The organism is Nocardioides stalactiti (assembly GCF_014180715.1).
Taxonomy (GTDB): domain Bacteria; phylum Actinomycetota; class Actinomycetes; order Propionibacteriales; family Nocardioidaceae; genus Nocardioides; species Nocardioides stalactiti.
Genome location: NZ_JACEFC010000001.1, coordinates 14,945 through 39,093 on the forward strand (window position 1 = coordinate 14,945; position 24,149 = coordinate 39,093).

Annotated in this window: 26 protein-coding genes; 13 read left to right on the forward strand and 13 right to left on the reverse strand. The window is 71.1% G+C overall.

From position 1 onward, the window contains the following. Positions 1-16: 16 nt before the first annotated feature. Positions 17-949, reverse strand: a complete 933-nt coding sequence (locus tag H0487_RS00065) for an EamA family transporter (RefSeq protein WP_183092185.1) — start codon at positions 947-949, stop codon at positions 17-19. A 126-nt stretch (positions 950-1,075) separates the two neighbouring features. Then, positions 1,076-2,176, reverse strand: coding sequence for a GGDEF domain-containing protein (locus H0487_RS24080; protein WP_183092186.1), 1,101 nt, complete (start codon positions 2,174-2,176; stop codon positions 1,076-1,078). 83 nt (positions 2,177-2,259) lie between these two features. On the opposite strand from H0487_RS24080, the gene H0487_RS00075 reads away from it, so the two are divergent. Beyond that, positions 2,260-3,564, forward strand: a complete 1,305-nt coding sequence (locus H0487_RS00075) for an extracellular solute-binding protein (protein ID WP_183092187.1) — start codon at positions 2,260-2,262, stop codon at positions 3,562-3,564. 109 nt (positions 3,565-3,673) lie between these two features. Further along, positions 3,674-3,889, forward strand: a complete 216-nt coding sequence (locus tag H0487_RS00080) for a DUF6458 family protein (protein ID WP_183092188.1) — start codon at positions 3,674-3,676, stop codon at positions 3,887-3,889. Positions 3,890-3,923: 34 nt separating this feature from the next. Here the strand turns inward: H0487_RS00080 and H0487_RS24555 are convergent, their stop codons facing one another. From H0487_RS24555 to H0487_RS00090, 3 genes are read right to left on the reverse strand one after another with little or no spacing between them, the layout of a single operon-like run. Continuing rightward, a complete protein-coding gene (locus tag H0487_RS24555; protein WP_512698502.1) occupies positions 3,924-4,082 on the reverse strand; it encodes a DUF8730 family Cys-rich protein in 159 nt (52 codons plus the stop codon). Positions 4,083-4,097: 15 nt separating this feature from the next. Further along, positions 4,098-4,496, reverse strand: coding sequence for a carboxymuconolactone decarboxylase family protein (locus H0487_RS00085; RefSeq protein ID WP_183092189.1), 399 nt, complete (start codon positions 4,494-4,496; stop codon positions 4,098-4,100). A 16-nt stretch (positions 4,497-4,512) separates the two neighbouring features. Next, positions 4,513-6,669 (reverse strand): MMPL family transporter, encoded by a 2,157-nt coding sequence (locus H0487_RS00090; RefSeq protein ID WP_220792938.1) that lies wholly within the window; start codon positions 6,667-6,669, stop codon positions 4,513-4,515. 108 nt (positions 6,670-6,777) lie between these two features. Here H0487_RS00090 and H0487_RS00095 point away from each other — a divergent pair, with 108 nt between their 5' ends. Next, positions 6,778-7,194: a DUF302 domain-containing protein gene (locus H0487_RS00095; protein WP_183092191.1), complete on the forward strand. Its 417-nt coding sequence runs from the start codon at positions 6,778-6,780 to the stop codon at positions 7,192-7,194. Further along, the gene (locus H0487_RS00100; protein ID WP_183092192.1) at positions 7,191-7,451 is read left to right on the forward strand and encodes a metal-sensitive transcriptional regulator; all 261 of its coding nucleotides are present in this window, start codon (positions 7,191-7,193) and stop codon (positions 7,449-7,451) included. Before H0487_RS00095 ends, H0487_RS00100 begins: the two co-directional genes overlap by 4 nt. Positions 7,452-7,457: 6 nt before the next feature. Here the strand turns inward: H0487_RS00100 and H0487_RS23020 are convergent, their stop codons facing one another. Further along, positions 7,458-8,729, reverse strand: coding sequence for a sensor histidine kinase (locus H0487_RS23020; RefSeq protein WP_183092193.1), 1,272 nt, complete (start codon positions 8,727-8,729; stop codon positions 7,458-7,460). Between the two features lie 55 nt (positions 8,730-8,784). Then, positions 8,785-9,450 (reverse strand): response regulator transcription factor, encoded by a 666-nt coding sequence (locus H0487_RS00110; RefSeq protein ID WP_183092194.1) that lies wholly within the window; start codon positions 9,448-9,450, stop codon positions 8,785-8,787. Positions 9,451-9,567: 117 nt separating this feature from the next. Between H0487_RS00110 and H0487_RS00115 the strand changes: the two genes are divergently transcribed. Genes H0487_RS00115 through H0487_RS00125 form a run of 3 tightly spaced genes read left to right on the forward strand, consistent with a single transcriptional unit; the run spans position 9,568 to position 12,228 of the window. Further along, a complete protein-coding gene (locus H0487_RS00115; protein ID WP_183092195.1) occupies positions 9,568-10,986 on the forward strand; it encodes a ferredoxin reductase family protein in 1,419 nt (472 codons plus the stop codon). 4 nt (positions 10,987-10,990) lie between these two features. Beyond that, positions 10,991-11,413 carry an FMN-binding protein gene (locus H0487_RS00120; RefSeq protein WP_183092196.1) on the forward strand — a complete coding sequence of 141 codons (423 nt, stop codon included), beginning with the start codon at positions 10,991-10,993 and terminating at the stop codon, positions 11,411-11,413. After that, positions 11,410-12,228, forward strand: coding sequence for an FAD:protein FMN transferase (locus H0487_RS00125; protein WP_220792939.1), 819 nt, complete (start codon positions 11,410-11,412; stop codon positions 12,226-12,228). Before H0487_RS00120 ends, H0487_RS00125 begins: the two co-directional genes overlap by 4 nt. Positions 12,229-12,294: 66 nt before the next feature. On the opposite strand, the gene rnhA is transcribed toward H0487_RS00125, so the two are convergent. Continuing rightward, on the reverse strand, positions 12,295-12,747 hold the full coding sequence (gene rnhA / locus H0487_RS00130; RefSeq protein WP_183092197.1) for a ribonuclease HI: 453 nt from the start codon (positions 12,745-12,747) through the stop codon (positions 12,295-12,297). Between the two features lie 243 nt (positions 12,748-12,990). Here rnhA and H0487_RS00135 point away from each other — a divergent pair, with 243 nt between their 5' ends. Further along, positions 12,991-13,683 carry a calcium-binding protein gene (locus tag H0487_RS00135; protein WP_183092198.1) on the forward strand — a complete coding sequence of 231 codons (693 nt, stop codon included), beginning with the start codon at positions 12,991-12,993 and terminating at the stop codon, positions 13,681-13,683. A 38-nt stretch (positions 13,684-13,721) separates the two neighbouring features. Here H0487_RS00135 and H0487_RS00140 read toward each other — a convergent pair whose 3' ends face one another. Next, positions 13,722-14,024 carry a hypothetical protein gene (locus tag H0487_RS00140; RefSeq protein ID WP_183092199.1) on the reverse strand — a complete coding sequence of 101 codons (303 nt, stop codon included), beginning with the start codon at positions 14,022-14,024 and terminating at the stop codon, positions 13,722-13,724. A 59-nt stretch (positions 14,025-14,083) separates the two neighbouring features. On the opposite strand from H0487_RS00140, the gene H0487_RS00145 reads away from it, so the two are divergent. Then, positions 14,084-14,893, forward strand: coding sequence for an SDR family NAD(P)-dependent oxidoreductase (locus tag H0487_RS00145; protein WP_183092200.1), 810 nt, complete (start codon positions 14,084-14,086; stop codon positions 14,891-14,893). Positions 14,894-14,897: 4 nt separating this feature from the next. Then, positions 14,898-16,190, forward strand: a complete 1,293-nt coding sequence (locus H0487_RS24085) for a cytochrome P450 (RefSeq protein ID WP_183092201.1) — start codon at positions 14,898-14,900, stop codon at positions 16,188-16,190. Between the two features lie 42 nt (positions 16,191-16,232). Here the strand turns inward: H0487_RS24085 and H0487_RS00155 are convergent, their stop codons facing one another. The 4 genes from H0487_RS00155 to H0487_RS00170 form a co-directional block, all read right to left on the reverse strand. Beyond that, positions 16,233-17,225 (reverse strand): LLM class flavin-dependent oxidoreductase, encoded by a 993-nt coding sequence (locus H0487_RS00155; protein WP_183092202.1) that lies wholly within the window; start codon positions 17,223-17,225, stop codon positions 16,233-16,235. Between the two features lie 94 nt (positions 17,226-17,319). After that, the gene (gene ychF, locus H0487_RS00160) at positions 17,320-18,393 is read right to left on the reverse strand and encodes a redox-regulated ATPase YchF (protein WP_183092203.1); all 1,074 of its coding nucleotides are present in this window, start codon (positions 18,391-18,393) and stop codon (positions 17,320-17,322) included. A 114-nt stretch (positions 18,394-18,507) separates the two neighbouring features. After that, the gene (locus H0487_RS00165; RefSeq protein ID WP_183092204.1) at positions 18,508-19,329 is read right to left on the reverse strand and encodes a M57 family metalloprotease; all 822 of its coding nucleotides are present in this window, start codon (positions 19,327-19,329) and stop codon (positions 18,508-18,510) included. A gap of 164 nt (positions 19,330-19,493) precedes the next feature. Then, positions 19,494-20,597 (reverse strand): oxygenase MpaB family protein, encoded by a 1,104-nt coding sequence (locus H0487_RS00170; protein WP_312855765.1) that lies wholly within the window; start codon positions 20,595-20,597, stop codon positions 19,494-19,496. An 84-nt stretch (positions 20,598-20,681) separates the two neighbouring features. Here H0487_RS00170 and H0487_RS00175 point away from each other — a divergent pair, with 84 nt between their 5' ends. The 3 genes from H0487_RS00175 to H0487_RS00185 are packed head-to-tail and all read left to right on the forward strand — an operon-like array spanning position 20,682 to position 24,130. After that, a complete protein-coding gene (locus tag H0487_RS00175) occupies positions 20,682-21,329 on the forward strand; it encodes a TetR/AcrR family transcriptional regulator (protein WP_183092205.1) in 648 nt (215 codons plus the stop codon). Positions 21,330-21,353: 24 nt separating this feature from the next. Continuing rightward, positions 21,354-22,121 (forward strand): exodeoxyribonuclease III, encoded by a 768-nt coding sequence (locus H0487_RS00180; RefSeq protein WP_183092206.1) that lies wholly within the window; start codon positions 21,354-21,356, stop codon positions 22,119-22,121. A gap of 41 nt (positions 22,122-22,162) precedes the next feature. After that, positions 22,163-24,130, forward strand: a complete 1,968-nt coding sequence (locus H0487_RS00185; RefSeq protein ID WP_183092207.1) for a hypothetical protein — start codon at positions 22,163-22,165, stop codon at positions 24,128-24,130. Positions 24,131-24,149 lie beyond the last annotated feature (19 nt).

Consider the following 24,149-nt stretch of genomic DNA (forward strand, 5'->3'; position numbering starts at 1 on the left):
CCCGGGGGTGGTGCCCTCAGACGGGTTCGAGCGCGGGCTCCTCGTCGCGCGGCTGCACCCGTTCGACCGAGATGACGATCGCGACCGCGGCGACGATGACGAGCCCGCCGACCAGCACCGCGCCGGTGATCGGCTCGGCGAGGATCAGCCAGCCCAGGAAGACCGCGACCACCGGGTTGACGTAGGCGTAGGTCGCGACCAGGCCGATCGGCGCGTTGCCCAGCAGCCAGACGTAGGCACTGAACGCGACCATCGAGCCGAGGACGACCAGGTAGGCCCACGCCCACCAGGTCTCGGCGCCGTACGACGCGGGGTCGGGCCGCTCGCCGCGGACCAGGCCGAGCCCGACCATCATCACGCCGCCCGTCCACATCTCGTGGACAGCGAGGACGAACGGGTTCTCCGGCAGCGTGAGCCGCGGCTGGACCCACGAGCCGAACGCCCAGAAGGCGCTCGCCGCCACGACCAGCACGGCCCCGCCGAGGGGCACGTCGCCCTGCTCGCGGCCACCGAGCACCAGCCAGGCGAGGCCCACGAAGCCGACGAGCACGCCGACCACGGACCAGGGGCGGGGACGGTCGCCCGACAGGACGCGGTAGGCGACGACGAACAGCGGGACAGCCGCGACGAGCAGCGCGGCGACGCCACTGGGCGTGCCCTTGCTCTCGCCGATGGCGACGAACCCGTTGCCGAGGAGCGGGAGGAGCAGCCCGAGGAGCGCCGCCCCGAGGAGCTGGGCGCGGGTGACGCGGAGGCTCGTGCCGCGCACCTTCAGCAGCGCGCCGAGCAGCAGCCCGGCGAGCACGAACCGGCTGCCCATCCCGGTCAGCGGCGGCATCTCCTCGACCACTACGCGGATCGCCAGGTAGGTCGAGCCCCAGACGACGTAGACGATGACGAGCGCGGCGACGACCAGCCCGACCCGTGCCCCTGATCGTCCTGTGTCCATGGTGCTTCCCGCCTGTCGTCTGCTCGGACCCTACGAGGGCACAACCCCCTGCTGCGAGCCGATATTGCGGTCCCCGGCGGCGATGGCAGGGAGTCGACGGAACCTGGCAGTCGAGCGTCGCTCGGCTCAGCGCACCTCGGCGAAGGCGACCCGGCCCCGGCCGGCTCGCTTGGCGTCGTAGAGAGCACGGTCCGCCGCTCGGTACAGGTCCTCGGGGGTGCCGTCGGTGTTCTGCGACGTGGCGACCCCGACGGACGCCCCCACGTCGATCGCGTGCCCGCCGACCACCATCTCCTCGCTCGTGAACGAGTCCAGGATCCGCCCGGCGACGACGACGGCGTCGTCGGGATCGGCGAGCATCACCGCGAACTCGTCTCCCCCGAGCCGGGCGACCAGGTCGTCACTACGCACGGCCGCCTTGAGGCGTGCAGCCACCTGCTGGAGGACGGCATCGCCGGCGAGGTGGCCGTAGGTGTCGTTGACGGGCTTGAACCGGTCGAGGTCGATGAGGAGCAGGGTCACCGGCAGGTCGCCGGCGCCCAGCCTTGCCCCGAGGCCGGCCATCATGGCCGCACGGTTGCTGATCCCGGTCAGACCGTCGGTGAGCGCCGAACGACGGGCGGTCTCGGCCTCCCGCTGCAGTCGACGTTGGTCGAGGATCGACAGGCGCAGCGCCCAGGCGAGGACGCCGAAGGCGATGAGGAACGAGCCCGGAAGCAGGACCTGGAGCCTGTCGATGAGGCCCTGCTGGTCGGCGGTGGCCGCGGTGACGTCAGCCCGGCGTCGGTCGATCATCGAGTCGAGCAGCGTCCGCATGGCGTCGAGCGCCGGCCCAGCGACGCGGTCGTCCGTCGGGGTGCCCGGGTCGCTCCGATCGGCGCGAACCTGGGCGACGTAGCGAGCGTTGAGGAGCGCGAGGTTGGAGATGGAGATGGCGTCGCGGCGCTCCAGGAGCGGCTGCACCTGCTCGACCAGGGGCGGGACGTCGTTCATCGCCGCGTCGAGCTCACGCCAGGTGTCGGGACCCGGATCACGTCGGTAGGCAGCCTCGGCGAAGGCCTCGGCCGCGATGCCGTCCCGGAGGGCGGCGAGCTGGGCGAGGGTCGCGCGCGTGGTCGTCACGTTCTCGTTGGCGTTGCCGATCGCCACGACGGAGGCGCCCGAGGCAACGCCGAGCCCGATCAGCACGAAGGCGATCACCACAGCGGTGAGATGGGCCCTGGCCACGGTCGGCACCTTTCGGTCGTTCGGGACATTACATCGGCATCGCAGCGCCTCAGGTGAACCAAGTGCTGACCGAACGTTCCTCCGTGAGGAATGTGACGCTGCCCGCCGCCCTGGTCGCGGTCCTCGTGCTCGCCGCCGGATGCGGAGGCTCCGAGGAGCCCGCGGACGGGGTGACCACGATCCAGGTCTGGGCACACGACGGCACTCCTGCGGAGCGGGCGGTGCTGGAGAAGCAGGTGGCGGAGTTCGACGCCGGACGCGATGACGTCACGGTCGACCTCCAGTTCTGGCCGGAGGGCGACTACAACGACCGACTCCAGGCCGCTGTCGCCGCAGGCACCGAGCCCGACGTGTTCGAGGTCGACGGACCACTGATCGACGGGTACCTGTACCAGGGCGTCGTGGCCCGGCTCGACGACCTGATCGAGCCTTCCACCCAGGCCGCGCAGCTCCCCTCCCTGGCCTCGCAAGGAACCCGCGACGGCCACCTCTACTCGGTCGGCCTCTTCGACTCGGGCCTCGGGCTGTACGCCGATCGGAGGGCACTGCGTCGGGCCCGCGTCTCCTGGCCGACGTCGATCGAGGAGGCGTGGACGGTCGAGGAGTTCGCCCGGGTGCTGCGCCGCCTCGCCGACGGGGACGAGGACGGGAAGGTTCTGGACGTCAAGCTCAACTACGGCGTCGGGGAGTGGCTGACCTACGGGTTCGCGCCCCTGGTCGCCTCGGCCGGTGGCCGGTTGATCGATCCGGAGACGTTGGACCCCCTCGGCGAGCTCGACGGGCCGGCGACCCGCCGCGCCCTCGAGGTCGCCCGGTCCTGGGCGTCGTACCTCGACCCGAACGGCGACGACGAGGCGTTCACGAGCCGACGAGTCGCGCTGTCCTGGGTCGGCCACTGGACGTACCGCGACTACGAGGCTGCGCTCGGCGACGACCTGCTCGTGCTTCCGCTTCCCGACCTGGGGAACGGCACGAAGTCGGGGCAGGGGTCGTGGTCGTGGAGCATCGCGACCGGGGACGAGCAGCGCCAGGAGTCCGGCGCGGCGCTCCTGGAGTACCTGCTCGCCGACGAGCAGGTGCTCGAGATGGCCGACGCCAACGGCGCGGTTCCCGGCACGACGAGCGCCCTGGCGTCCTCGGAGCTCTACACCGAGGACGGGCCGCTCCGCCTCTTCGCCGAGCAGCTGCTGCGCAGCTGTGGCAACCTCGCTCCGGGCCCGGTCTGCGTCACCGTGCCGCGGCCCAGCACGCCCGGATACGCCTTCTTGTCGGGACAGTTCGCTCTCGCGGTGTCCGCGGCCTTGGACGGTCGGGACGCGGGTCCCGCCCTGGAGGACGCCGCGCAGGCCGTTGCCGACGACGTGGCGGCGAACGCGGGCTACCGCTAGGCGCTGGCCTCGGCCAGGCTCTCTCGAGGTATGCCGCCGCGCCGACCGGGTACCGGAGCCGTGCGCTCGATGATCAGTCCTGCGCACCGCAACCTCGAAGGAGCACACCATGGCCATCGGTCTCGGCATCGTCCTCATCGTCGCTGGACTGATCCTCGTCCTCGACGTCGTCAACGTCGACACGACCGCCGTCGACACCGGGACCCTCGGCTGGATCCTCCTGGTCGCAGGCGCGCTCTCGATCGTCGTCTCCCTGATCGTCAACCAGCAGCGCTCCCGCACCACCGCTGTCGTCGAGGAGCGTCGAGTGCAGCCGCCCGCCTGACGCGCGGTCTGCAGCCCCGGCCGGGCGCTCCGGGTCAGCGCCCCAGCACCCGGCGCAGCCAGGACCGTTCGTCCTCCGGGTGGCCCGGACACCACTGCTCCGGCGGCACGGTCGCACGGACCTCCGCTACGTGGGCGCCGCATCCGGCCCAGGTGGTCTTGTCACAGGTGCGGCAGCGTGCAGGTCGACACATCGGAGACCTCCTCCCTCAGGACGCGGCGTCGCCGGCGTCGTGGGCGTCGGCGAACTCGCAGAACGCTGCGTAGGCGCGAGCGCCGTGGATCGTCGCGGGACCGCCGTGCATCAGGAAGGTCACGCCGATCGCCTCGGCTGCCTCCTGGCGCGTCGCGCCCGCACGCACCGCTGCCTGGGCGTGGGAGGCGATACAGCCGTCGCACCCTTCGACGACACCGATCGCGAGGGCGATCAGCTCCTTGGTCCGCTTGCTCATCTCGCCGTCGGCGAACGCCGCCTGACTGAGCTCGCCGAAGCCCTTGTAGACGTCCGGGATGGCCCGGCGCAGGTCCCGATGGAGGGGCGAGAGGTCGCGGAGGACCGCCTTGCCGTGGCTCGTCGTGCCCTCGGAGGTGTTCGTGGTGGTGGTCATGGTCGTTCCTTTCGTTTCAGCCGTGCGAGAAGGTGATGTCGGGGAGGATCCGCCGCAGCCACCGCGGGGTGGCCCAGGCCGCGCGACCGGCGACGCGGAGCATCACCGGCAGCAGGACCAGGCGGACGAGGAAGGCGTCGAGCAGCACCGCGACGCCGAGGATCACGCCCATCTCCTTGGGCGGGAGCGGACCGGACAGGGCGAAGGTGAAGAACACCGCGACCATGACGCCGCCGGCGGCGAAGATCACTCGTCCGGAGTGGGCGACGGCGCCGACCATGGCCTCGCGCGGGTCGCCCGACTTCTCCCAGTGCTCCTTGGCCGACGCCAGCAGGAACACGGTGTAGTCCATCGCGATCGCAAAGATCATCGCGAAGAAGAACACCGGCGCCCAGGCGTCGAGGAAGCCCTGGTGCTCGAAGCCGAGCAGGTCCGAGCCGTGGCCTTCCTGGAAGACCAACCTGGCCAGGCCGAAGGCTGCCGCCGTCGACAACAGGCTGGCCAGGGTGCCCAGCAGCGAGATCAGTGGCGCCTGCAGCGCGACGAGCAGCAACAGGAATCCGAGCACCAGCACCACGCCGATCACCAGCGGCGTCGACCGGTCGAGCTGGTCCTTGAGGTCGATGTTCTCCACCGCCGCACCGCCGACCTGGGCCGAGCTCGGGAGATCGGCCCGGAGCCGAGCGACGGTGGTCACCAGCGCCGGGTCGGACGGGTCGACCGTCGGCATCGCTTGGATCATCACCAGCCCTGATCCGTCCTGCGCCGCGACGGACGGGAGCACCAGGGCGATCCCGGCGTCGGACCGCAGCTCGCGGGAGGCCGCACGTGCCTCGTCGTCGGCGACGACGACCTGGAGCATGCCGGGCGCGCCCGGTCCGAAGGCGTCCTGGACCTGGTCGTACCCGATCCGCGCGTTCGCGTCCTCCGGGAGGACCTTGATCGAGGGCATGGCCGTCTGCACGCCGAAGATCGGTGCCGCCAGGGCGACCAGCACCACCAGCGCGCCGAGCCCCCAGGCGACCGGTCGGCGCCACAGCCGCTCACCCCAGGCCGCGAACCTCGGCGACCGGTGCTCGCCGGTGTGCACCCAGGGCAGGGCGAACCTGTTGATCCGCTCGTCGAGCGTGAACAGCACGATCGGCAGCAGCGTCAGTGTCGCCGCGAGGATGAAGACGACCGCGATCATGATGCCGCCGGCCATCGACCGAAACGACGGCGACGGCACCAGCAGGACGGCGGAGAGCGAGACCAGCACGGTCGCGCCGGACAGCAGCACGGCCTTGCCGGCGGTGTCCATCATCTCGGCGATCGCGTGCCGTGGGTCCTCGTGCTGGCCCATCCGGGCGGCCCGGTAGCGGACGACCAGGAACAACGCGTAGTCGATCCCGAGCGCGAGCGCGAACATCATCGCGAAGTTCATCGCCCAGATGGAGACGGGCACGAGCTCGTTGATGAGCACCAGGGATCCGGCGGAGGCGACGAGCCCGGCGACGGTCAGCAGCAGTGGCAGTCCGGCGGCGACGAGCGCCCCGAAGGCCAGGACCAGGATCCCGAGCGTGACCGGCCACGACACCATCTCCGAGGTCAGCATCGCCTCGAGGTTCGCCTCGTTGAAGTCCGACCAGAGCAGGGAGGAACCGGTCGGGTTCACCGCGACGCTCTCCGTGGAGAGGTTCGCGACCTCTCCCTTCAGCTCGGTCGCGACCCGCACCATCTCGTTGGTGTCGACACCGGCGCCGGCGAGCACGATCGCCGTGCGACCGTCCGGCGAGATGCTCGCTCCGGGCACCGGTCCGACGACCTCGGCCAGGCGCGGCTCCGCCTCCAGGAGCGCGATGACGTCGGCGACCACCCTCGGGCCGTCGCCTTCGTCGAGCGGCGCATCCGTGCTGTGCACGACGACCTGGACCGCGTGGCTGGCGTTGCCACCGAAATGCTCCTGCGCGAGGTCACGCACCGCAACCGACTCGGAGCCGTCGGCCTGCCAACCGGCGCCGGACAGGTTGCGCTCGACGGCCGGCGCGAAGATCCCGAGCCCTACGACGACCAGCGCCCACACGATCGCGACCGGGCGGCGGTGGTCGACCACCCACGTCCCGAGGCGTCCCAACGGACCGGGGCGCTGGTCGGTTGACTCGCTCTTGTCGACTTCCTCCGCTGAGGACTTCATGCCGTCGCCTTCCGATTCATCGTTCATCCCCCCTGGGGGTTACGATCGAGAACGTAGCATATCCCCCTGGGGGGATGTAAACTCCACCGCGAGAGCAAGGAGCTGGAGATGAACGACTTCACGATGAGCGCCACGGTCGACCGGCCGTACGCCGAGACCGTCGACCGGGTCCGCGGCCTGCTGGGCGACGCCGGTTTCGGCGTGCTCACCGAGATCGACGTGGCGGCGACCCTGCACACCAAGCTCGGCGTCGAGACCACGCCACGGGTGATCCTCGGCGCCTGCCGCCCCGAGCTCGCGCACCAGGCCATCGAGATCGACGACCGGGTCGCGACCCTGCTCCCCTGCAACGTCGTGGTCGCAGCGGAGGACTCCAGCCGGACCCGGGTCGACATCTTCGACCCCGGGATGATGGCGGCGTTCAGCGATGCACCCGGGCTGGCAGAGGTCGCCGGCGACGCGAGGAGCAGGCTCTCTGGGATGCTGGCGGCGCTGACCGCCACGACCGAAGGAGCGCAGGGATGAAGCTCGAACCCGAGGAGATCAAGGCGATCATCACCCGCCTCAAGCGCGCGAACGGGCACCTCGCCTCGGTGATCCGGATGCTCGAGGAAGGCTCCGAGTGCGAGGACTCCCTCACCCAGCTCGCCGCCGTCAACAAGGCGGTGAGCAGGGGCGGCTACGCGCTGGTCGCCGCCGGCCTCCAGAAGTGCCTGGAGGAGGGCGGTCCGGACAGCGTCGACACGAAGAAGATGGAGAAGCTCTTCCTGTCGCTGGCCTGACCTCGATCAGATCTCGGTCGGCAGCCGGACCTGGAACACCGCTCCTCCGTCGTCATCACGCCGGTCGTGGACGACGTCCCCGCCGGCACTTCGCGCGACCCGCCGCGCCAACGCCAGCCCGAGACCGCTCCCTCCACTCCCACTCGCCCCGGGCTCGAAGAGATGCTCATGAAGGGCCGCAGGGACACCGGGGCCGTCGTCACGGATCGCGATCATCACAAAGTGCCCGTCGACGACCGCGTCGACCAGCACGTGGGTGCCGTGGCGCACCGCGTTGGCAACGACCGGGACCAGTGCCCGCACGGCCGTGTCGGCGCTCATCGCGAGAGCCAGCTTGCCCCCGCTCCCCAACGTGACCGCCTCAGGCCTGTCGACCTGACGGAGCACCTCGGCGACGACGTCCTCGAGCCGACAGCGCGCACTGGCACGGGCGCCGGTCGAGGCGCGCGCGATGTCGAGCAGCCCGGTGATGGTGGTCGCCATCGACCGACAGTGACTGATGATCTCGCCGAGATCGGCGCGGAGCTCGTCATCCAGGTCGGGGCTCAGAGCGATGACCTCCGCGGTCGACAGGATCGCAGCCAGCGGGGTCCGCAGCTCGTGGGCGAGCTCGGAGGTCAGCCGTTGCTCGTCCCCGATCGCCCGGGCCACCCGCTCGAGCAACCCGTCCAACGTGTGCCCCAGAGCCTTGATCTCGTCGGTGGGCGGACCGAGGTCGAAACGCCGACCGAGGTCGTGCGCGCTCCACTCGTCAGCAGTCCTCGCCATCTCGGCGACCGGCGCCAGCGCCCGTCGACTCGCCCACGCCGCAAGGCCAGTGGGAAGCACGACGATCACCAGGGCCGCGCCGAGGCCCGTCAACAGGCCGTTGCGCTCCTGCCCCTCGTAGGGCTCCAACGACTCCGACACCACGACCACACCTGCGAACGCACCGTCTGCGCTCTGCACCGGCAACGCTCGCAGCCGGTAGTCGTCCTCGTCGGAGTGGAACGCCGGCGAAACCCGCCGGGACATCTCCTCGTACTCGTGCGCCTGCGCCGGAGGCACCGACCCCGCGACCAGCCTGCCCGCGCCGTCGTACACCGCCACCCCCGGCCCGAGGAGCGACGGGGGAATGACGGGGACGCGATCTCCGCCGGACTCGACCGCTTGCGCGACCGCGTCTGCCCTGTTCTCCAGCACCCGGTCGGCGGCCTCCGCCGCAGACGTCTCGAGGACCAGCTGGATGATGAGGACGAGCAGCACCGCGACGCCGAGGCTCAGGCTCGCCGTCGCCACGACGACACGCCGTCTCAGACCTCCGTGGGGCCTGCCCGGCGCAGCGGCGTGGTCGTCAGCAGACACGGAACCCGACCCCGCGGACCGTCTCGATCCTGACGGCAGCGTCGACGGAAGCAAGCTTGGATCGAACCCTCCGGATGTAGGAGTCGACGGTGTTCTCGCTGACGATCGCACCGTCCGGCCAGGCTGCCGCGACGACCGCGCGGCGCCGGACGACCTCTCCCGGCCGGGCGGCGATCGCCGCGAGCATCCGGAACTCCGTCGGACTCAGCAGCGCCTCTCCGGACGACGTACGGATCGAGTGTGACGCGGGATCGAGGTCGAGGCCCGCCAACCCCGGCGCCCGCGTCGGCCGCGGGCGAGCGGCGAGGACACCCACGCGAGCGATCACCTCGCTCATCTCGAAGGGCTTGACGACGTAGTCGTCGGCGCCGGCGGCGAAACCTTGGAGCTTGTCGTGAAGGGCGTCCAACGCGGTGAGGAAGAGCACCGGTGCGTCCTGCCCCGCCGACTTGAGCGCCTGCACGACATCCCTCCCGTCCGCGTCGGGAAGCCCGATGTCCATCACGATCACGTCGAGCGGGACGGCCGGCGCGAACCGGATGAGCGCCTCCCTGCCGTCGTGGGCGAGGACGGCTTCGTGCCCGGCGTGCCGGAGCCCACGTGCCAGCGCGCGACGGATCGGCTCATGGTCCTCGCAGACGCCCACCGTCAGCATGCGACCTCCTCACGATCCCTGCGCTCGGATCGTAGTCAGGTTCCTGGCAGGAAGGCTCAGCCAAACTGCGAACGGGGCACGGGATCGGCCGTGCACTGCTCAGGAGGAGATCAACCGATGACAGTGACGACCATGGGGCGGGCGACGGACCCACGGCTCGGTCGGACGGCGCGGGTCGACAGCTGGGTTCGCCTCCTCTCCTCGGGTGTGCTGGCATCCGCCATGTCGCTCGTGACCTGGTGGTGGATCGGTGGCGGGGGTCTCTCCGACCTCAGCGGCTGGGCGACCGCTCTGGTGTCGACGGGGCGGATCACCGGATTCCTGGCGTCGGTACTGCTCCTGGCGCAGGTCGCACTGATGGCCCGGATCCCGGTGCTGGAGCGTGCCTTCGGCCAGGACCGGCTCACCGCGATCCACCGTGTCATCGGCTTCACCTCCTTCAGCCTGATGACCGCGCACATCGCTCTCATCACCTGGGGGTACGCCGGAGGCGCCGTGCCGCAGATCCCGCACACGGCCTGGAGCTTCACGACCGAGTACCCCGGGATGCTCCTCGCCGTCGCGGGCACCGGATGCCTGGTCATGGTGGTCGGCACCAGTGTGCGCGCGGCGCGCCGACGACTGCGCTACGAGTCGTGGCACCTGCTCCACCTCTATGCCTACCTCGGTGCCGGCCTCGCCCTCCCTCACCAGCTGTGGACCGGCGCGGAGATGACGTCCTCAACGTCGCGGACCATCTTCTGGTGGGGGGCGTGGATCGCCGCGATCACGGCGGTCCTGGTCTACCGGGTCGCGCTGCCCATCGTCAGCAACCTGCGGTTCCGGCTCCGGGTGACCGAGGTCGTTCGCGAGAGTCGCGACCTGGTGTCGATCCACGTCGCCGGACGTCGCCTCGACCGGTTGAACGTCAGGCCTGGTCAGTTCCTCAGCTGGCGGTTCGGGGGGCGGCCCGGTTGGACCCGGGCCAACCCGTTCTCCCTCTCGAGCGCACCGGACGGCTCCTCCCTCCGGATCACCGTCCAGGCCGTCGGCGACGGAAGCTCGTCGCTGGCAGCCCTGCGCCCGGGAACGCGCGTCTTCGTCGAGGGACCTTTCGGTCGTCTCACCGACCGGGTGCGGACGCGACGCAAGGTCGCGCTGATCGGCGCCGGGGCCGGCCTGGCACCCCTCCGCGCTCTCGCCGAGGGCTTGCCGTACGCGCCGGGCGACGCGGTCCTCATCGAGCGCTACTCCGACGAGCCGCTCTTCCAGGACGAGCTCCTCGAGCTGTCCCGTACCCGTGGCCTCCAGATGCTGCGCAGCCGCGGCCGGCGGCGCAGCCACGACTCGTGGATCGGCGATGGGCTGGTGGGCGCGCGCGGCCACGTCGACGACGGGGCGGCGGACCGCGACCTCCTGCGCGAGTGCGTGCCTGACATCGCGGAGCGAGACGTCTACCTCTGCGGCCCGGCCGGATGGGTCGACCTCGTGGTGGCCGATCTCGACAGGCTCGGCGTACCTCGCCGCCACGTCCACGTCGAGTCGTTCGGTTGGTGACCACATGAAGCGCATCCTGATCTGGCTCGTGAGCACCGTGGCCGCACTCGTCCTGCTCCTGAACTACAGGACCTCGACGATGGGACCGGCGGCCCTCGCGCACCCCGGCGAGTACGTCGCCGGCACCACCGGCGCCGGCCCGGGAACCGGAACCGCTACCGGGTCCGTCATCGACACCAAGTACGGACCGGTCCAGGTCGAGGTCACCGTGGAGCACGGTGTGATCGCAGGTGCCCGGGTCCTGAAGTACCCGACAGGCAGCTCGAAGGACGAGGAGATCAACTCCTACGCCCTGCCGATCCTCCTGAACCGCACCGTCGGTGAGGACGCCGTCCAGCCGCAGGTCGACATGGTCAGCGGCGCCACCTACACCAGCGAGGCCTACCGGGACTCGCTCCAGAGCGCGCTCGACGAGGCGATGCGATGAGGGCCCCGCAGGGCCAGGCCACTCCGTCCGGGGCTGCCGACACCTGGCGCGCGGTCGAACAGCTGATGGGCATGCCCGTCAGCGTCGCCCTCCGCGGCCGCCACGCTGGTTCCCTGCAGGGGCGCCGCACCTGGCAGGAGGCCGTCGCCTTCCTTCGGACGGTCGACGCTGACTACAGCCCCTTCCGTCAGGACTCCTGGGTGACCCGGGTCGACCGAGGCGAGGAAGTGACAGCAGCACCGGCGACGCTCGCACTCGACCCGGCCGAGGTGCTCGGCCGCGCGGCTGCGGCGAAGTCCGCGACGGGCGGGGCCTTCGACGTGTGGCGTACCGGCGCGGACGGTCGGCGCCACTTCGATCCGTCCGGGGTGGTCAAGGGCCTGGCGGTGCAGCGCGCGGCCGTCATCCTCCAACAGCTCCCCGACACCGACGTGTGCCTCAACGGCGGCGGCGACGTCAGCTGTTGGATGGCCCGACCGCACGGAGCGGGAGCCGAGGAGTGGCGGATCGGCGTGGAGGACCCGTTCTCGCCGAGCCGGCTGCTCGCCCACATCCCCGTACGACGGGGCGCCGTGGCGACGTCCGGGCTCGCGCACCGCGGTGCTCACGTCCGCGACGCGCGCACCGGTCTGCCGCCGCGGCACCTTGCTGCGGTGACGGTCGTGGCGGACGACCTCGTCGACGCGGACGTGGCAGCGACCTGTGCCCTCGCCCTGGACTCCGACGGACCCCAGTGGCTGCGCGACCGGGACCTGACCGCCCTGGTGGTCCGGCGGGACGGCTCCGCCGAGCTGATCGGCGCACGACCGAGCTGAGGACGCCCCGCGACGCCTGACCTTCCCCTCCGCGGACGGCGACCCGCGATCCTCGACCGAGCCCGTTCAGGCCCGGCCGAGCGCTTCCTGCATCCCCCGCGTCGCGAGCTGGTCGGCGAGCTCGTTGTCGGGGACGCCGGCATGGCCCTTCACCCAGAACCACTCCACGTCGTGCTGGGCGCACGCGGCGTCGAGGCGCTGCCAGAGGTCGACGTTCTTGACCGGCTGCTTCGCCGACGTCTTCCAGCCGTTCTTCTTCCAGGAGCTCACCCACTGGGTGATGCCGTTGCGGACGTAGGTGCTGTCGGTGTGCAGCTCGACGACGCACCGGCGGTTGAGGGTCTCCAGCGCCATGATCGGCGCGGTCAGCTCCATCCGGTTGTTGGTGGTCTCGGTCGGGTCGCCGCCGTAGAGCTCGCGGACGTGGTCGCCGTACCGGAGCACGGCGCCCCAGCCGCCGGGGCCCGGGTTGGGCGTGCAGCCGCCGTCGGTGTGGATCACTACGCGTTCGTCGCTCATCGCACCGCATCATCTCCCATGCACCCTGACGCGCTTCGCGGGACCGGGCGGACCGGGCCACCAGTCGGGTACGGGTACCACTGACGGCCCACTCGGCCGATAGTCAGTCCGGTACGAGGAGGGTGTGCTCCGGCCACCGCTCGGCGAGCCCCGCGTCCAGGGTCGCGAGGGTCTTGACACAGGTCCCCGCGACCGCGATCAGCCCATGGTCACGGCTGAGGCGGCCGTGTGATGCTGTGCCTCATGATCGGAACCTCTCGCCGCACCACCCCCGTGCTGCCGCTCCTGCTCGCAGCGGTCGCGACCGCGACCCTGACGTTCGGTTCGGCCCCTGGCGTCGCTGACGCGGCCGCCCAGGTGGCCCGTTGCGACCCGCGATTCTCCGGCGGGGACGGCAACGACACGATCGTCGGCACCGCCGCGGACAACGTGATCATGTGTGGCAGCGGAGGCAACGACACGCTGTCCGGTCGCGGTGGGGACGACTTCATGCGCGGCAACCAGGGCAACGACCGACTGTTCGGCGGCGCGGGGACCGAGTTCATCCAAGGCGGCTCGGGCAGGGACAGGATCAACGGGGGCGACGACTACGACGTCCTGCACGGCGACGGCGGCGACGACGTCATCGTCGGCGCCGGGGCTCCGGACTCGCTGAGCGGGCACGCCGGCGACGACCGGCTCGAGGGCAACGCGGGCGACGACGACCTCTTCGGGTCCGCGGGGCAGGACGTCCTCACCGGTGGGACCGGTGACGACCGCCTCGACGGCGGTGGCGGCGCGGACTACCTGGAGGGCGGGGACGGCGACGACACGTTGAGCACCTTCGACGGGACGAACAACAACGACGAGGTCTCCTGCGGTGACGGCTTCGACGAGGTCACCATCGACCCGGAGGATGTCGTCGCCGACGACTGCGAGAGCGTCACCACGGCCTGAGTGTCCTCCCGGACGCCGACGCTCCACTCCGGCGACGATCAGAGGTCGCGCGCCTCGTAGAGGTAGATCTCCGCGCCGAGCGACTCGACGGCGCCGGCGGTGGCCGCGAATTCCTGCGCCCCGATCGCGGCCAGCGCGTGGTCGAGCGTGTCGAGCTCGACGGTCACCACGACACTCGCGCCGTCGCCCCGGGCTGCCGGCCCCATCATCGGTCCGACGCTGATGCTCATCGATCCGAACCCGTCACACCCCCGGAGGAACGGCGCCATCTCGTCAACGGCGATCCGCTCGACCACCGCAGCCTCGACCGAGGCCGGGAAGATCAGCAGCATGCGATACATGTGTCAACGCTAGCCCCGTCCGAGCGGTTCTGCCTCGGGGTCGCCCCTAGAGTGCGTCCATGGCTCTCCCCGCCCCCGGACCCGACCGGACTGCACTCGTGACCGGGGCGTCCTCGGGCATCGGCGCCGAGATCGCGCGGACGTTGTCCGAGCGCGGTCATCACGTCACGCTGGTGGCGCGGTCGGCTGATCGGCTCGAGGCCCTGGCTGCAGAGCTGCCCGGCGGAGCCGAGGTGGTCGCAGCCGACCTGAGCGACCGGGAGGCTCGGACCGCGTTGCCGAGCCGCGTCCACGCGTCGGGTCGGCAGGTGGCGGTGCTGGTCAACAACGCCGGGTCGTCGACCCTGGGACCGGTCAGCGCATCGGACCCCGATGCGGAGATGGCGATGATCGAGGTCGACGTGGTCGCCGTGGTGGACCTGTGCAGTCGGTTCCTGCCCGGCATGGTCGCCCGACGACGCGGCGCCGTGCTCAACGTCGCCTCGACCGCAGCGTTCCAGCCCCTGCCCGGACAAGCGGGGTACGGCGCCGCCAAGGCGTTCGTCCTCTCCTACACCCAGAGCCTAGCCGGGGAGCTGCGGGGATCCGGGGTGACGGCGACGACGCTGTGCCCCGGGCCCGTGGACACGGGCTTCGGTGCACGTGCCGGCTTCACCAAGGAGGACGCCGAGGCGGCGCTGCCCCAGGCGATGTGGGTCTCCGCGCAGGAGGTCGCGGACCGTGCCGTCGAAGGGATGGCGAAGGGCCGGCTCGTCGTCATCCCGGGCAGCGCCAACCGGATCGCGGCCGCGCTCGCGCACGTCACGCCGCGCAGCCTGCTGCTGCCGATGCTGGCGAAGAGCCACCCCGGCCTGCGGTCGGACAGGTAGCCCCGTGTCCCGCGCCCAGATCTCACCGGAGCCGACGCTGGCCGTCGGCGTGGGCCTGCCCTGGGACGTGGCCGTCGACGACGCAGTCGACCTCCTGGCGCGCGCCCGCGAGGTCCACGGCGACACCTTCCTGGTCGAGAGCGGCCGGGACCGGGTCCTCTTCACCTTCTCCCCCACGGGGGTCGAGTCCTTCTACGCCCTGCCCGAGGAGGTGGCGAGCAAGGGCGTCGCGGACTACCTGATGTTGCGCCGCAAGCTGCCGGACGCCCTCTTCGAGGGACGACGCACGCTGCCGGGCTCGCTCTTCCGCAAGGAGGACGTCGCGTCGTACCTCGGCAACCTCGAGGAGGCGCTGGCCGCCACCGTCGCCGAGCTCGGCGACTCAGGGAGCGTGGACGTCTTCGCACTGACCCGACGCCTGGGCCATCGGATGGGCCTGGCGTCGTGGGCGGGCCCCGGCGCCGCCTCAGGAGCGGCCTTCGACGACCTGGTGGTGGCGTTCGACGCGCTCGACGGCGCGGACGCCTTCGTCCACCCCGACGCCATGGCCGCGGTCGCCGCGTCCGGGAAGGCGGCCGAGCGGGCAGCCCTGGACCGGGTCGTCGAGATCGTGGGCGTCTCCATCGGATCGGTCGAGCTCCAGGCGCATCCGCTGTTCGCGAGGATCGCCGCCGAGTGGGCGGACGAGCCACCCGAGGTCGCCCGGCTCGGGGTGGCCTACGACGTCGCGCTGATCCACGTGGCGTCGCTGTCCAACCTGGGTGCCGCGCTGGCGTGGATGCTGATCGACCTGATCGAGCACCCCGCTGCTGCCGGGGCCGTCGCCGCCGGCGACAGGGAGCTGGCCGCGCGGTGCGCCCTCGAGTCCACGCGCCTCGCCCAGCGATCGATCATGGCCCGGACCGTGCTCGCGCCTGTCACCTTCGACACCGGCGACGCGACGTACGACGTCAGCCCGGGGGCGACCATCGCGACCCTCCTTCCGCTGACCAACCGGTCCCCCGAGCTCGGCCACGACACCTGGTCCCCGGACCGCTGGACGCGGCACCGTTTCACCGACACCGCGGGACTGGCCTCCCCCCAGCTGGTCACGGCCTTCGGCCACGGCAAGCACTCCTGCCCGGCGCAGCCCTTCTCGATCGCTGCGATGACGATGGCGGCCACGCACCTGCTCACGCAGTTCGAGCTCGAACCACGATGGTCGAGCTATCCCCGACCGGTGCCGGCCCAGATCGGCGGCGTCGCCCGCGCCGCCGAGCCGTGCCTGATGACGTACCGGCGTCGCGACCCACGGTGACGTGGACCTCCCCAACGCACGGACGGTGCGCAACTCCACCGCTCATGCAGGGCGCATAAGGGGCCGCATCGACTCCAGCATGAAGTCGAGCGTCTCCACGTCCCGCCCGGGCGGGAGGATGAGCGTCGGTTGCTCGGACCCGACCGAGTACCACCTCTCCAACGCAGCACGCCCGGCATCCGGATCGCCCCACACCGTGAGCTCGTCCAGCAGGCCCCTGGCGCCGGGAGGTATCTCGGACGTGCGCGGCGTGGGGTTCGCCGCGAGGACCTCCTCGACCGCGGCGCCGTGGCCGAGGCGTTGCAACGTTCCTCGGTACAGCGGGCCCATGCTGGTCAGGTAGAAGGCCACCCACCAGGACGCGATCTCGAGCGACTGAGCCGGATCGGCGCAGACCGCCAACGGCACGCTGGGCGCGATGATCGGGCGGTGCCGTCCGGCTGCCGTCGCCCCCTCCTCCAGCAGGCCGATGCTCGTCCCGGCGCCCGAGACGGGGAGCAGGAACGGCACCCACCGATCGGCCAGCTCACCGGCCATCCGGGTGGACCTCGGGCCCAACGCGGCCAGGTCGATCTGGACCTCCGACCTCGGGAGCACAGCGAGCTTGAGCGGTCCGACCTCACCAGGCCGGGACTGCTGGATGCGCTCACCCGCAACGAGGCGACGCACCTGACGCGTCATGCCGGCCAGTCGTGCGACCGGCTCGTCGAAGGGAACGTCGTGGAAGCCCTCGGCAAGCCCCGGGCTGCCGACTCCGAGACCGAGGAAGAAGCGTCCGCCGGTCGCCTCGGACAGGCTCGTCGCCATCATGGCGATCGTGGCGGGCGACCGACCCCACACGTTGAGCACGCCGGTGCCGATGCGGATGCGGCTCGTCCTCGATGCCACCTCTGCCAACAGGACGCCGGCATCGTGACCCCAGCCCTCCGCCACGGTGAACGAGCCGTATCCGAGCTGCTCTGCCCGCTGGGCGACATGGAGGACCACGTCGCGCCGGGTCTCCATCGGCGTCAGTCCGACAGCCAGCTCCCTCATCCCCGGAGGATGTCAGCCGCTGCGACGCCCTGTCGAGGCACGCATCGCGATCGGATCCGTCGCGACGAGCGGGGTTGCTGCGCGTACCGCGGGATCAGACGTTGAAGCGGAACTCCACCACGTCGCCGTCGGCCATGACGTAGTCCTTGCCCTCCATGCGGACCTTGCCGGCCTCCTTGGCCTTGGCCATGGAGCCTGCGGCGGTGAGGTCGGCGAAGGACACGATCTCGGCCTTGATGAAGCCCTTCTCGAAGTCCGTGTGGATGACGCCGGCGGCCTGGGGCGCCGTGTCGCCCTTGCGGATCGTCCAGGCGCGCGACTCCTTGGGGCCCGCGGTGAGGTAGGTCTGGAGGCCGAGGGTGTCGAAGCCGACGCGCGCGAGGACCTCCAGGCCGGGCTCGGTGATGCCTGCCTCGGCGAGGAACTCGGCCGCCTCGTCGTCCTCGAGCTCGATCAGCTCGGACTCGAACTTCGCGTCGAGGAAGATCGCCTCGGCGGGGGCGACCAGCGCCCGCATCTGCGCCTTGAGGTCCTCGTCGTGCAGCTCGTCGGAGTCGCAGTTGAAGACGTAGATGAAGGGCTTCGCGGTGAGCAGCGAGAGCTCACGCAGCAGGGAGCGGTCGATGGAGGTCGCGATGATCGGCGTACCGGACTCCAGCGCCTCCTTGGCCTCCTTCGCGGCCTCCAGGTTGGCCACGAGCTCCTTGACCTTGCGCGACTCCTTCTCCAGCCGGGTGATCGACTTCTCGACCGTCTCGAGGTCGGCGAGGATCAGCTCGGTCTGGATGGTGGAGATGTCGTTGCCGGGGTTGACCTCGCCGTCGACGTGGGTGACGTCCTCGTCGCGGAAGACCCGCGTGACCTGGCAGATCGCCGCGGACTCGCGGATGTGCGCGAGGAATTTGTTGCCCAGGCCCTCCCCCTGCGAGGCGCCGCGCACGATGCCGGCGATGTCCACGAACTCGACGGTCGCCGGGAGGATCCGCTCGGAGGAGAAGATCTCCGCGAGCTGCGGGAGCCGCTCGTCCGGCACCCCCACGACGCCCACGTTGGGCTCGATCGTCGCGAACGGATAGTTCGCCGCGAGGACGTCGTTCTTGGTCAGCGCGTTGAAGAGGGTCGACTTGCCCGCGTTGGGGAGACCGACGATGCCGATGGTGAGAGCCACGGGCGGGCAGTCTACGAGGCCGGAGCGCCACCTCGTGAATCACAGCGAAGCGGGGTGCTCAGCGACCGCCTCGGCAGCTGAGCACCCCGCCCGGTTCCTGCGGGAGAGGGAGGGTCAGGAACCGTAGAGCGCCCGGACCCCGGCCGCGTCGGACGCCTGGAACTCCAGGTCGCTCGAGCCGCCGTTGCACTGCGGGTAGTGCATGATCGAGCTGCTGTCGTACGGCGTCAGCGGCCGCCAGTTGTTGTCCTCGAAGCAGGTGCCGGACTCGGGCCGCGTGTGCTCGTGCCGGAAGCCGAGGGCGTGGCCGAGCTCGTGGGCGATGATGTCGATCGGCTCCCAGTTGCCCGACGACCAGATCGAGTCGTCGATGAGGACGTTGCGCGAGCGCTTGGAGGTGCTCGGGAAGAACGCCCGGGCGATGTACTGCGTGGTGTTGACCGGCTCGACCGAGAACAGGACGTTGTTGTTGCGGGTGGTGCAGCTGCTGTTCTGCGCCGGCACGTAGACGAAGTTGACCTTGGTGGTCGCCGCCTCCCACAGCCCGGCGCCGCCCGCCATCGCCGCGATGACGTCGGCCTGCCTGCTGCCGAACTTGGTGCTCACGCAGTAGGTCAGGTTGGCCGCCTGGGATGCCGACCACTTGTCGTCCTGGCCGTTGACCGTGTTGACGATGAGGCCGTCCTCGTGGACCTTCCTCTCGGTCGACCGCTTGCCGACCATCGAGGTGTAGAACTGCTTGAGAGCGCCGTCGCTGCTGACCGGCTCGTCACCGTTGACGATGTACTGCCCGTCGGTGTCGACATAGGTGGCGGCCTTGAACTCCTGGTACGACGGGACGTCGCCCCCCGAGGCCGACGCCACCGGTCCGGCGACCGCGGCCGCCAAGCAGGCGCCGACCCCGACGGAGATCCTGCTGATACGCGAGAACTTCATGGGAAACCTTTCGTCGATAAGCCCGTTCTGACCTCATCGAAGTCGTCGACGGCCCTGTCGACAAGAGGTTCTCCGCCTCACAAACTGGCAGGGTTCGCTGCTGCAGCAATCAGCAAATGTCCACCGGGTGCCGGGGTCGCCCCGGCCCCGGCCCCGGACCTCGCTCAGCCGACGCGTGCGGCGTCGTACACGTCCATCGAGCCGATGTGCTGCTGAGACTCCTCGAGCCCGTCGTCGCTCGGCGCGGCGCCATCGACGAAGACCCGGTCGCGCTGCTTGGCACGGAGGTCCTGGTGCGCCTCGGCCGGGATGTCGAAGCCGAAGTGCGCCTGCGCCTCCCGCACGCCCCACACCTTGTCGCTCAGCGGCGGGATGCCGCCGATGGCGGGCGCCGCGATCGGGACAGCCGCCGGGGCGAGCAGGCTGAACAGCATCAGCCGGGCGTTGAGCGACTTCGCGAAGAACCAGTGCAGGGCCTTGTTGGGCAGCAGCACCGCGGCGTCGAGCAGCCACCCCTGGCGGATGCCCGCCATCTGCCGCATGTAGCGCGGGTAGGTCGAGATGACGCCCTTGCTCATCACCCACATCGCCGGGCTCAGCAGCGCCTTCTGCCACGAGGGCATCGCGGGTGGCAGCGCGACCTTGAGCGGCAGGATGAAGTGGATCATGTCCTGCGCGGCCTCCGAGGCCGCCAGGTGCGGGCGCCAGTCCGCGAAGTACTGCCGCACCTCCTCGCGTGAGCGCGGCACCGCGTCGGGGTCGATCGTCTGGAGCTTGGCGGCCTCACGGCACTCCGCCCAGAACTGCAGCTCCTCGGCCTCGGTCAGCCGGCCCGGGCCGAACTTCTCATAGCACAGCAGGATCGAGTGCCAGGCGGTGACGTGGATCCACAGCTGCGACGACGGCTTGTTGGCGTCGTACTCGCCGCCGGTGACGGGGTCGTGCCCGATCGCCTTCGAGTGCACCTTGACCAGGACGTCGGCGGCGCGAGCCGTCTGCTCGGCCCCGGCGAAGGAGACCATCCCGAAGTAGCGCAGTGTGCGCCCGTAGCGGGTCGACGGGCGGTACTTCACGCCACCGGACTGCACGACGGCCGCGGCGAGGTTGGGGTCGAAGTGCTCGATGGTGACCGCACGCGCGAATCCGAGGACGTAGGAGGTCGGGTGCGCCCAGACCTTCCAGGTCATCGACTCGGGGCCGAAGAAGCCGTAGTCGGGCATCGGCTCGTACGCGGCGAGCAGCTTCTTGCGGGACTTGATACCGAGCACCGTCGGTCCTCCTCGTGGGCGTCACTCATTGCTACACAACTGTAGGTTCAGCGAAATTTACAGTACTGCAATATCGTTGGCCACGTGAGTCAGCGCACACCGGAGGGCGAGCCCCGCAAGCGGCGCTACGCCAAGCGGCTGCCCAAGGAGGAACGGCGCGAGCACCTCCTCGACGCAACGCTCCGAGTGCTCGTGCGCGAGGGCTACGGCAAGGTCTCCATCGACGCGATCGCCAAGGAGGCCGGCGTCACCCGCCCCGTCGTGTACGGCGCGTACGACGGCCTCGAGCCACTGCTGCACGCACTCCTCGACCGTACCCGCCAGCGCGCGCTCACCCAGGCGATGGCCCTGCTGCACGACGCCGGCAACCCGACCGACGTGGACGCCTGGGTGCTCGAGGCGGTCTCCCTGCTCATCGACCAGGTCCGCGCCGATCCCGACGTGTGGCGCCCGGTCCTCGGCATCACCCAGAACGCCCCGGCGATCGTCCGGGACCGGATCGCCGAGACCCGCGAGGTGATCCGCCAGTACATCGCCTCCGGGCTCGCCGCCGGACTCCAGCTGCGCGGCGGACCGCAGCTCGACACCGAGGTGGTCGCCCACCTGGTTCTCGTCACCGCCGAGGAGTTCGGACGGATGATGCTCGAGGATCCCCCTCGCTACCAGAAGGACCGCCTGGTCGCGGCGCTCGCCGGACTGCTGTCGGCCGCTCCCCCGCCCGCGGCCCCCTGACCCGGCCGACTAGCCTCGTTCCTCGTGCGGATCGCCACCTGGAACGTCAACTCCCTGCGCTCGCGTATCGACCGCGTCGAGGCGCTGCTGGACCGGCACGAGATCGACGTGCTTGCCCTCCAGGAGACCAAGGCCCGCGAGGACCAGCTGCCGCTGATGGGCCTCCAGGCGCGTGGGTACGACGTCGCGGCCGTCGGCTTCAACCAGTGGAACGGCGTCGCGCTCATCAGCCGCGTCGGCCTCGACGACGTCGAGGTCGGGTTCCCGGGGATGCCGGGCTACGGTGACCCGGTCGAACCGGAGGCCCGCGCGATCGGCGCGACCTGCGGCGGAGTCCGGATCTGGAGCCTCTACGTCCCCAACGGGCGCAAGCCCGACGACCCGCACTACGTCTACAAGCTCGACTGGCTGGCGCGCCTGCGGGAGGCGGCGAGCGGGTGGCAGCACGTGCCGACCGCCCTGGTCGGCGACTGGAACATCTGCCCCACCGACGACGACGTCTTCGACGTGACCCAGTTCAAGACCTCCACCCACGTGACGCCGGCCGAGCGCGCGGCGTTCCAGGGCTTCCTCGACGACGGCTGGGCCGAGGTGACCCGCGCGCACGCTCCCGGCTACACCTACTGGGACTACTACCGGCAGCGGTTCGAGCGCGACCGCGGTCTCAAGATCGACTTCGTCCTCGGATCGCCGGAGCTCGCCGCCCGGGTCACCCACGCCTTCATCGACCGGGAGGAGCGGGCCGGCCAGGGCGCTTCCGACCACGCGCCGGTCGTCGTCGACCTCGGCTGACCGCGTCCCAAGGCGTTATCGAACCCGATACCGTCTGCCCCGTGGGTCACCCTCGCCTCGCTGCTGCCGCCGTCGTCGCCCTGCTGACCGTGACCGGTGCCGTCGTCACCGCGCCCGCCGCGGCCGACACGACACCCGTGCCGGGCACGCTGTCCAGCGGGGTGGGCGCGACCGTCGCGCTCGACGTACCCGTGCCCGCCGGGCTGGAGCCGACCCGGATCGACGCGCAGCTCAGCATCGAGTCGCCCGACGCGCGGGACCTCGCGGAGGTCCGGATCACGGCCGGCGGCCGGGTCGCCGCGACCGTGCCCGCCCGGCCGGGGCCGGTCTCGTTCCGGGTCCGACGCGCCGACGTCGACAACGGCGTCATCGCGCTGGAGATGACGCTCCTCGCCGAGGAGGGCGCCACCCAGGACGGCCGCTGTGGCGACTTCCCCCAGGGCCTCGCGACCCTCGAGGAGATCGAGCTCGAGACCGAGGGTCGGGAGAAGGCGCCCGACACGATCGCCGACTTCCTCCCCTCGACCGTGCGCGAGGTGGCGGTCGCCGTCGACCCCCTGGCCAGCGAGGACCTCCTCGGTGCAGCCCTCAGCACCATCGCAGCGGTGAGCAGCCGCTACCCCGCCGGCGTCGAGGTGACGCTGGTCCCGGACGGCGGACCGGTACGGCGACCCGCACCCGGCGACCGCCGGATCCGACTGGTCGAGGGCTCCGGCGCCGTCGCGACCGAGATCAGCCGCAGCGGCGGCGTGCCGACCCTCACGATCTCCGGGCCGGCCGAGGACCTGTCCAGTGCCGCAGCGGCGCTGACCTCACCCGCCCTCGGCCTCGCGGACGGCGCGGAGACCACCGGCCTCGGCGCGACCGCCCCCGCCAGGGCGGTGGTGGACACCCTCAGCTTCACCGACCTCGGCGCTCCGTTCGCCCACCTGGCCGGCTACGGGCGCGTGGAGCAGTTCGTGCGGGTGCAGCAGGACGCCTTCGGCGGCCCGCTCGACGGCCTGCACGTCAGCGTCCGCGGCACCCACTCGGCCGTCCCCGACGACGTCGAGGCGCGCTTCGACACCTACGTCAACGGGACCCTCCTCGACTCGGTCGCCCTCGACGGGTCCGACGACCTGAGCATCGACGTCGAGGTCCCCACGTCGCTGCTGCGGGCCGACAACAGCGTCGTGCTGGTCCTGGAGTCCACACCCCCCAACGGCGGCTGTGACGCGGTCAACCCAGCGCCGGTGGAGGTCCACCTCGACTCGGCGGCGTCGTCGGTCACCGCGACCCACGGGGACGGCCCGGGCGGGTTCGTCGCCTACCCGCAGGCGTTCTCCGGGCACCTACCGGTCGTCCTCGGCGGCGCCGCGGACCACTTCGAGGCAGCCCAGGACGGCGCGGCCCTGGTCGCCGCCCTCCAGCGCGAGGCGACCCGACCGCTGACCGTCGGGATCGAGACCCTCGACGCCGTGCTCGAGGACGAGCCCGGTGCCGCCCTGGTGCTCTACCCGACCGCGGACGAGACCGACGACCTCGGCCTTCCGCTCGATCTCGGCGCGGAGCGCGAGTTCGGCACCGACGCGTTCACCGTCGACGTGTCGTCGTCGTACGCCGCACTCCAGGCGAGCCGGACCGACGCCGGGGCGCGCGTGCTGACCCTGGCGTCCTGGAACGACGCCTCCGACCAGTCTCCCGGCGCCTCCTCGGCCCGCCTGGTCCGCTCGGTCGCGAAGGACGGCTGGACGGCGCTCTCCGGCGGCGACGTCCTCGTCGCGACGCCTCGGAGCACGCCCACGTCGTACAACTCCGGGGTGGTCGGCTATCCCCCCGAGCCGCCCGCGTCCGCGACCGACGAGGGGGACGCGGCCGGCCCCGGGACGGGGGTCCCCGACGACTCCGACGACGAGGACACGACCCTCACCCGCCAGCTCGTGGGCGGCGGCATCGGGCTGGCGTTCATCATCGGGCTGTTCCTCATGATCGCGAAGGTGGCGAGCAACCGGCGTCGCGACGCTGCCTGAGCGCTCGGCGAGGCCGATC

What these genes read in the sequence shown, in the direction of transcription:
- H0487_RS00135 (WP_183092198.1), top strand. Translation starts at nt 12,991, where the DNA reads ATGATCGGAACCTCTCGCCGCACCACCCCCGTGCTGCCGCTCCTGCTC.
- H0487_RS00080 (WP_183092188.1), top strand. Translation starts at nt 3,674, where the DNA reads ATGGCCATCGGTCTCGGCATCGTCCTCATCGTCGCTGGACTGATCCTC.
- rnhA (WP_183092197.1), bottom strand. Translation starts at nt 12,747, where the DNA reads ATGAGCGACGAACGCGTAGTGATCCACACCGACGGCGGCTGCACGCCC.
- H0487_RS00145 (WP_183092200.1), top strand. Translation starts at nt 14,084, where the DNA reads ATGGCTCTCCCCGCCCCCGGACCCGACCGGACTGCACTCGTGACCGGG.
- H0487_RS00100 (WP_183092192.1), top strand. Translation starts at nt 7,191, where the DNA reads ATGAAGCTCGAACCCGAGGAGATCAAGGCGATCATCACCCGCCTCAAG.
- H0487_RS00085 (WP_183092189.1), bottom strand. Translation starts at nt 4,496, where the DNA reads ATGACCACCACCACGAACACCTCCGAGGGCACGACGAGCCACGGCAAG.
- H0487_RS00115 (WP_183092195.1), top strand. Translation starts at nt 9,568, where the DNA reads ATGACAGTGACGACCATGGGGCGGGCGACGGACCCACGGCTCGGTCGG.
- H0487_RS00065 (WP_183092185.1), bottom strand. Translation starts at nt 949, where the DNA reads ATGGACACAGGACGATCAGGGGCACGGGTCGGGCTGGTCGTCGCCGCG.
- H0487_RS24555 (WP_512698502.1), bottom strand. Translation starts at nt 4,082, where the DNA reads ATGTGTCGACCTGCACGCTGCCGCACCTGTGACAAGACCACCTGGGCC.
- H0487_RS00140 (WP_183092199.1), bottom strand. Translation starts at nt 14,024, where the DNA reads ATGTATCGCATGCTGCTGATCTTCCCGGCCTCGGTCGAGGCTGCGGTG.
- H0487_RS00165 (WP_183092204.1), bottom strand. Translation starts at nt 19,329, where the DNA reads ATGAAGTTCTCGCGTATCAGCAGGATCTCCGTCGGGGTCGGCGCCTGC.
- H0487_RS00120 (WP_183092196.1), top strand. Translation starts at nt 10,991, where the DNA reads ATGAAGCGCATCCTGATCTGGCTCGTGAGCACCGTGGCCGCACTCGTC.
- H0487_RS00090 (WP_220792938.1), bottom strand. Translation starts at nt 6,669, where the DNA reads ATGAAGTCCTCAGCGGAGGAAGTCGACAAGAGCGAGTCAACCGACCAG.
- H0487_RS00095 (WP_183092191.1), top strand. Translation starts at nt 6,778, where the DNA reads ATGAACGACTTCACGATGAGCGCCACGGTCGACCGGCCGTACGCCGAG.
- H0487_RS00155 (WP_183092202.1), bottom strand. Translation starts at nt 17,225, where the DNA reads ATGAGGGAGCTGGCTGTCGGACTGACGCCGATGGAGACCCGGCGCGAC.
- H0487_RS00110 (WP_183092194.1), bottom strand. Translation starts at nt 9,450, where the DNA reads ATGCTGACGGTGGGCGTCTGCGAGGACCATGAGCCGATCCGTCGCGCG.
- H0487_RS00125 (WP_220792939.1), top strand. Translation starts at nt 11,410, where the DNA reads ATGAGGGCCCCGCAGGGCCAGGCCACTCCGTCCGGGGCTGCCGACACC.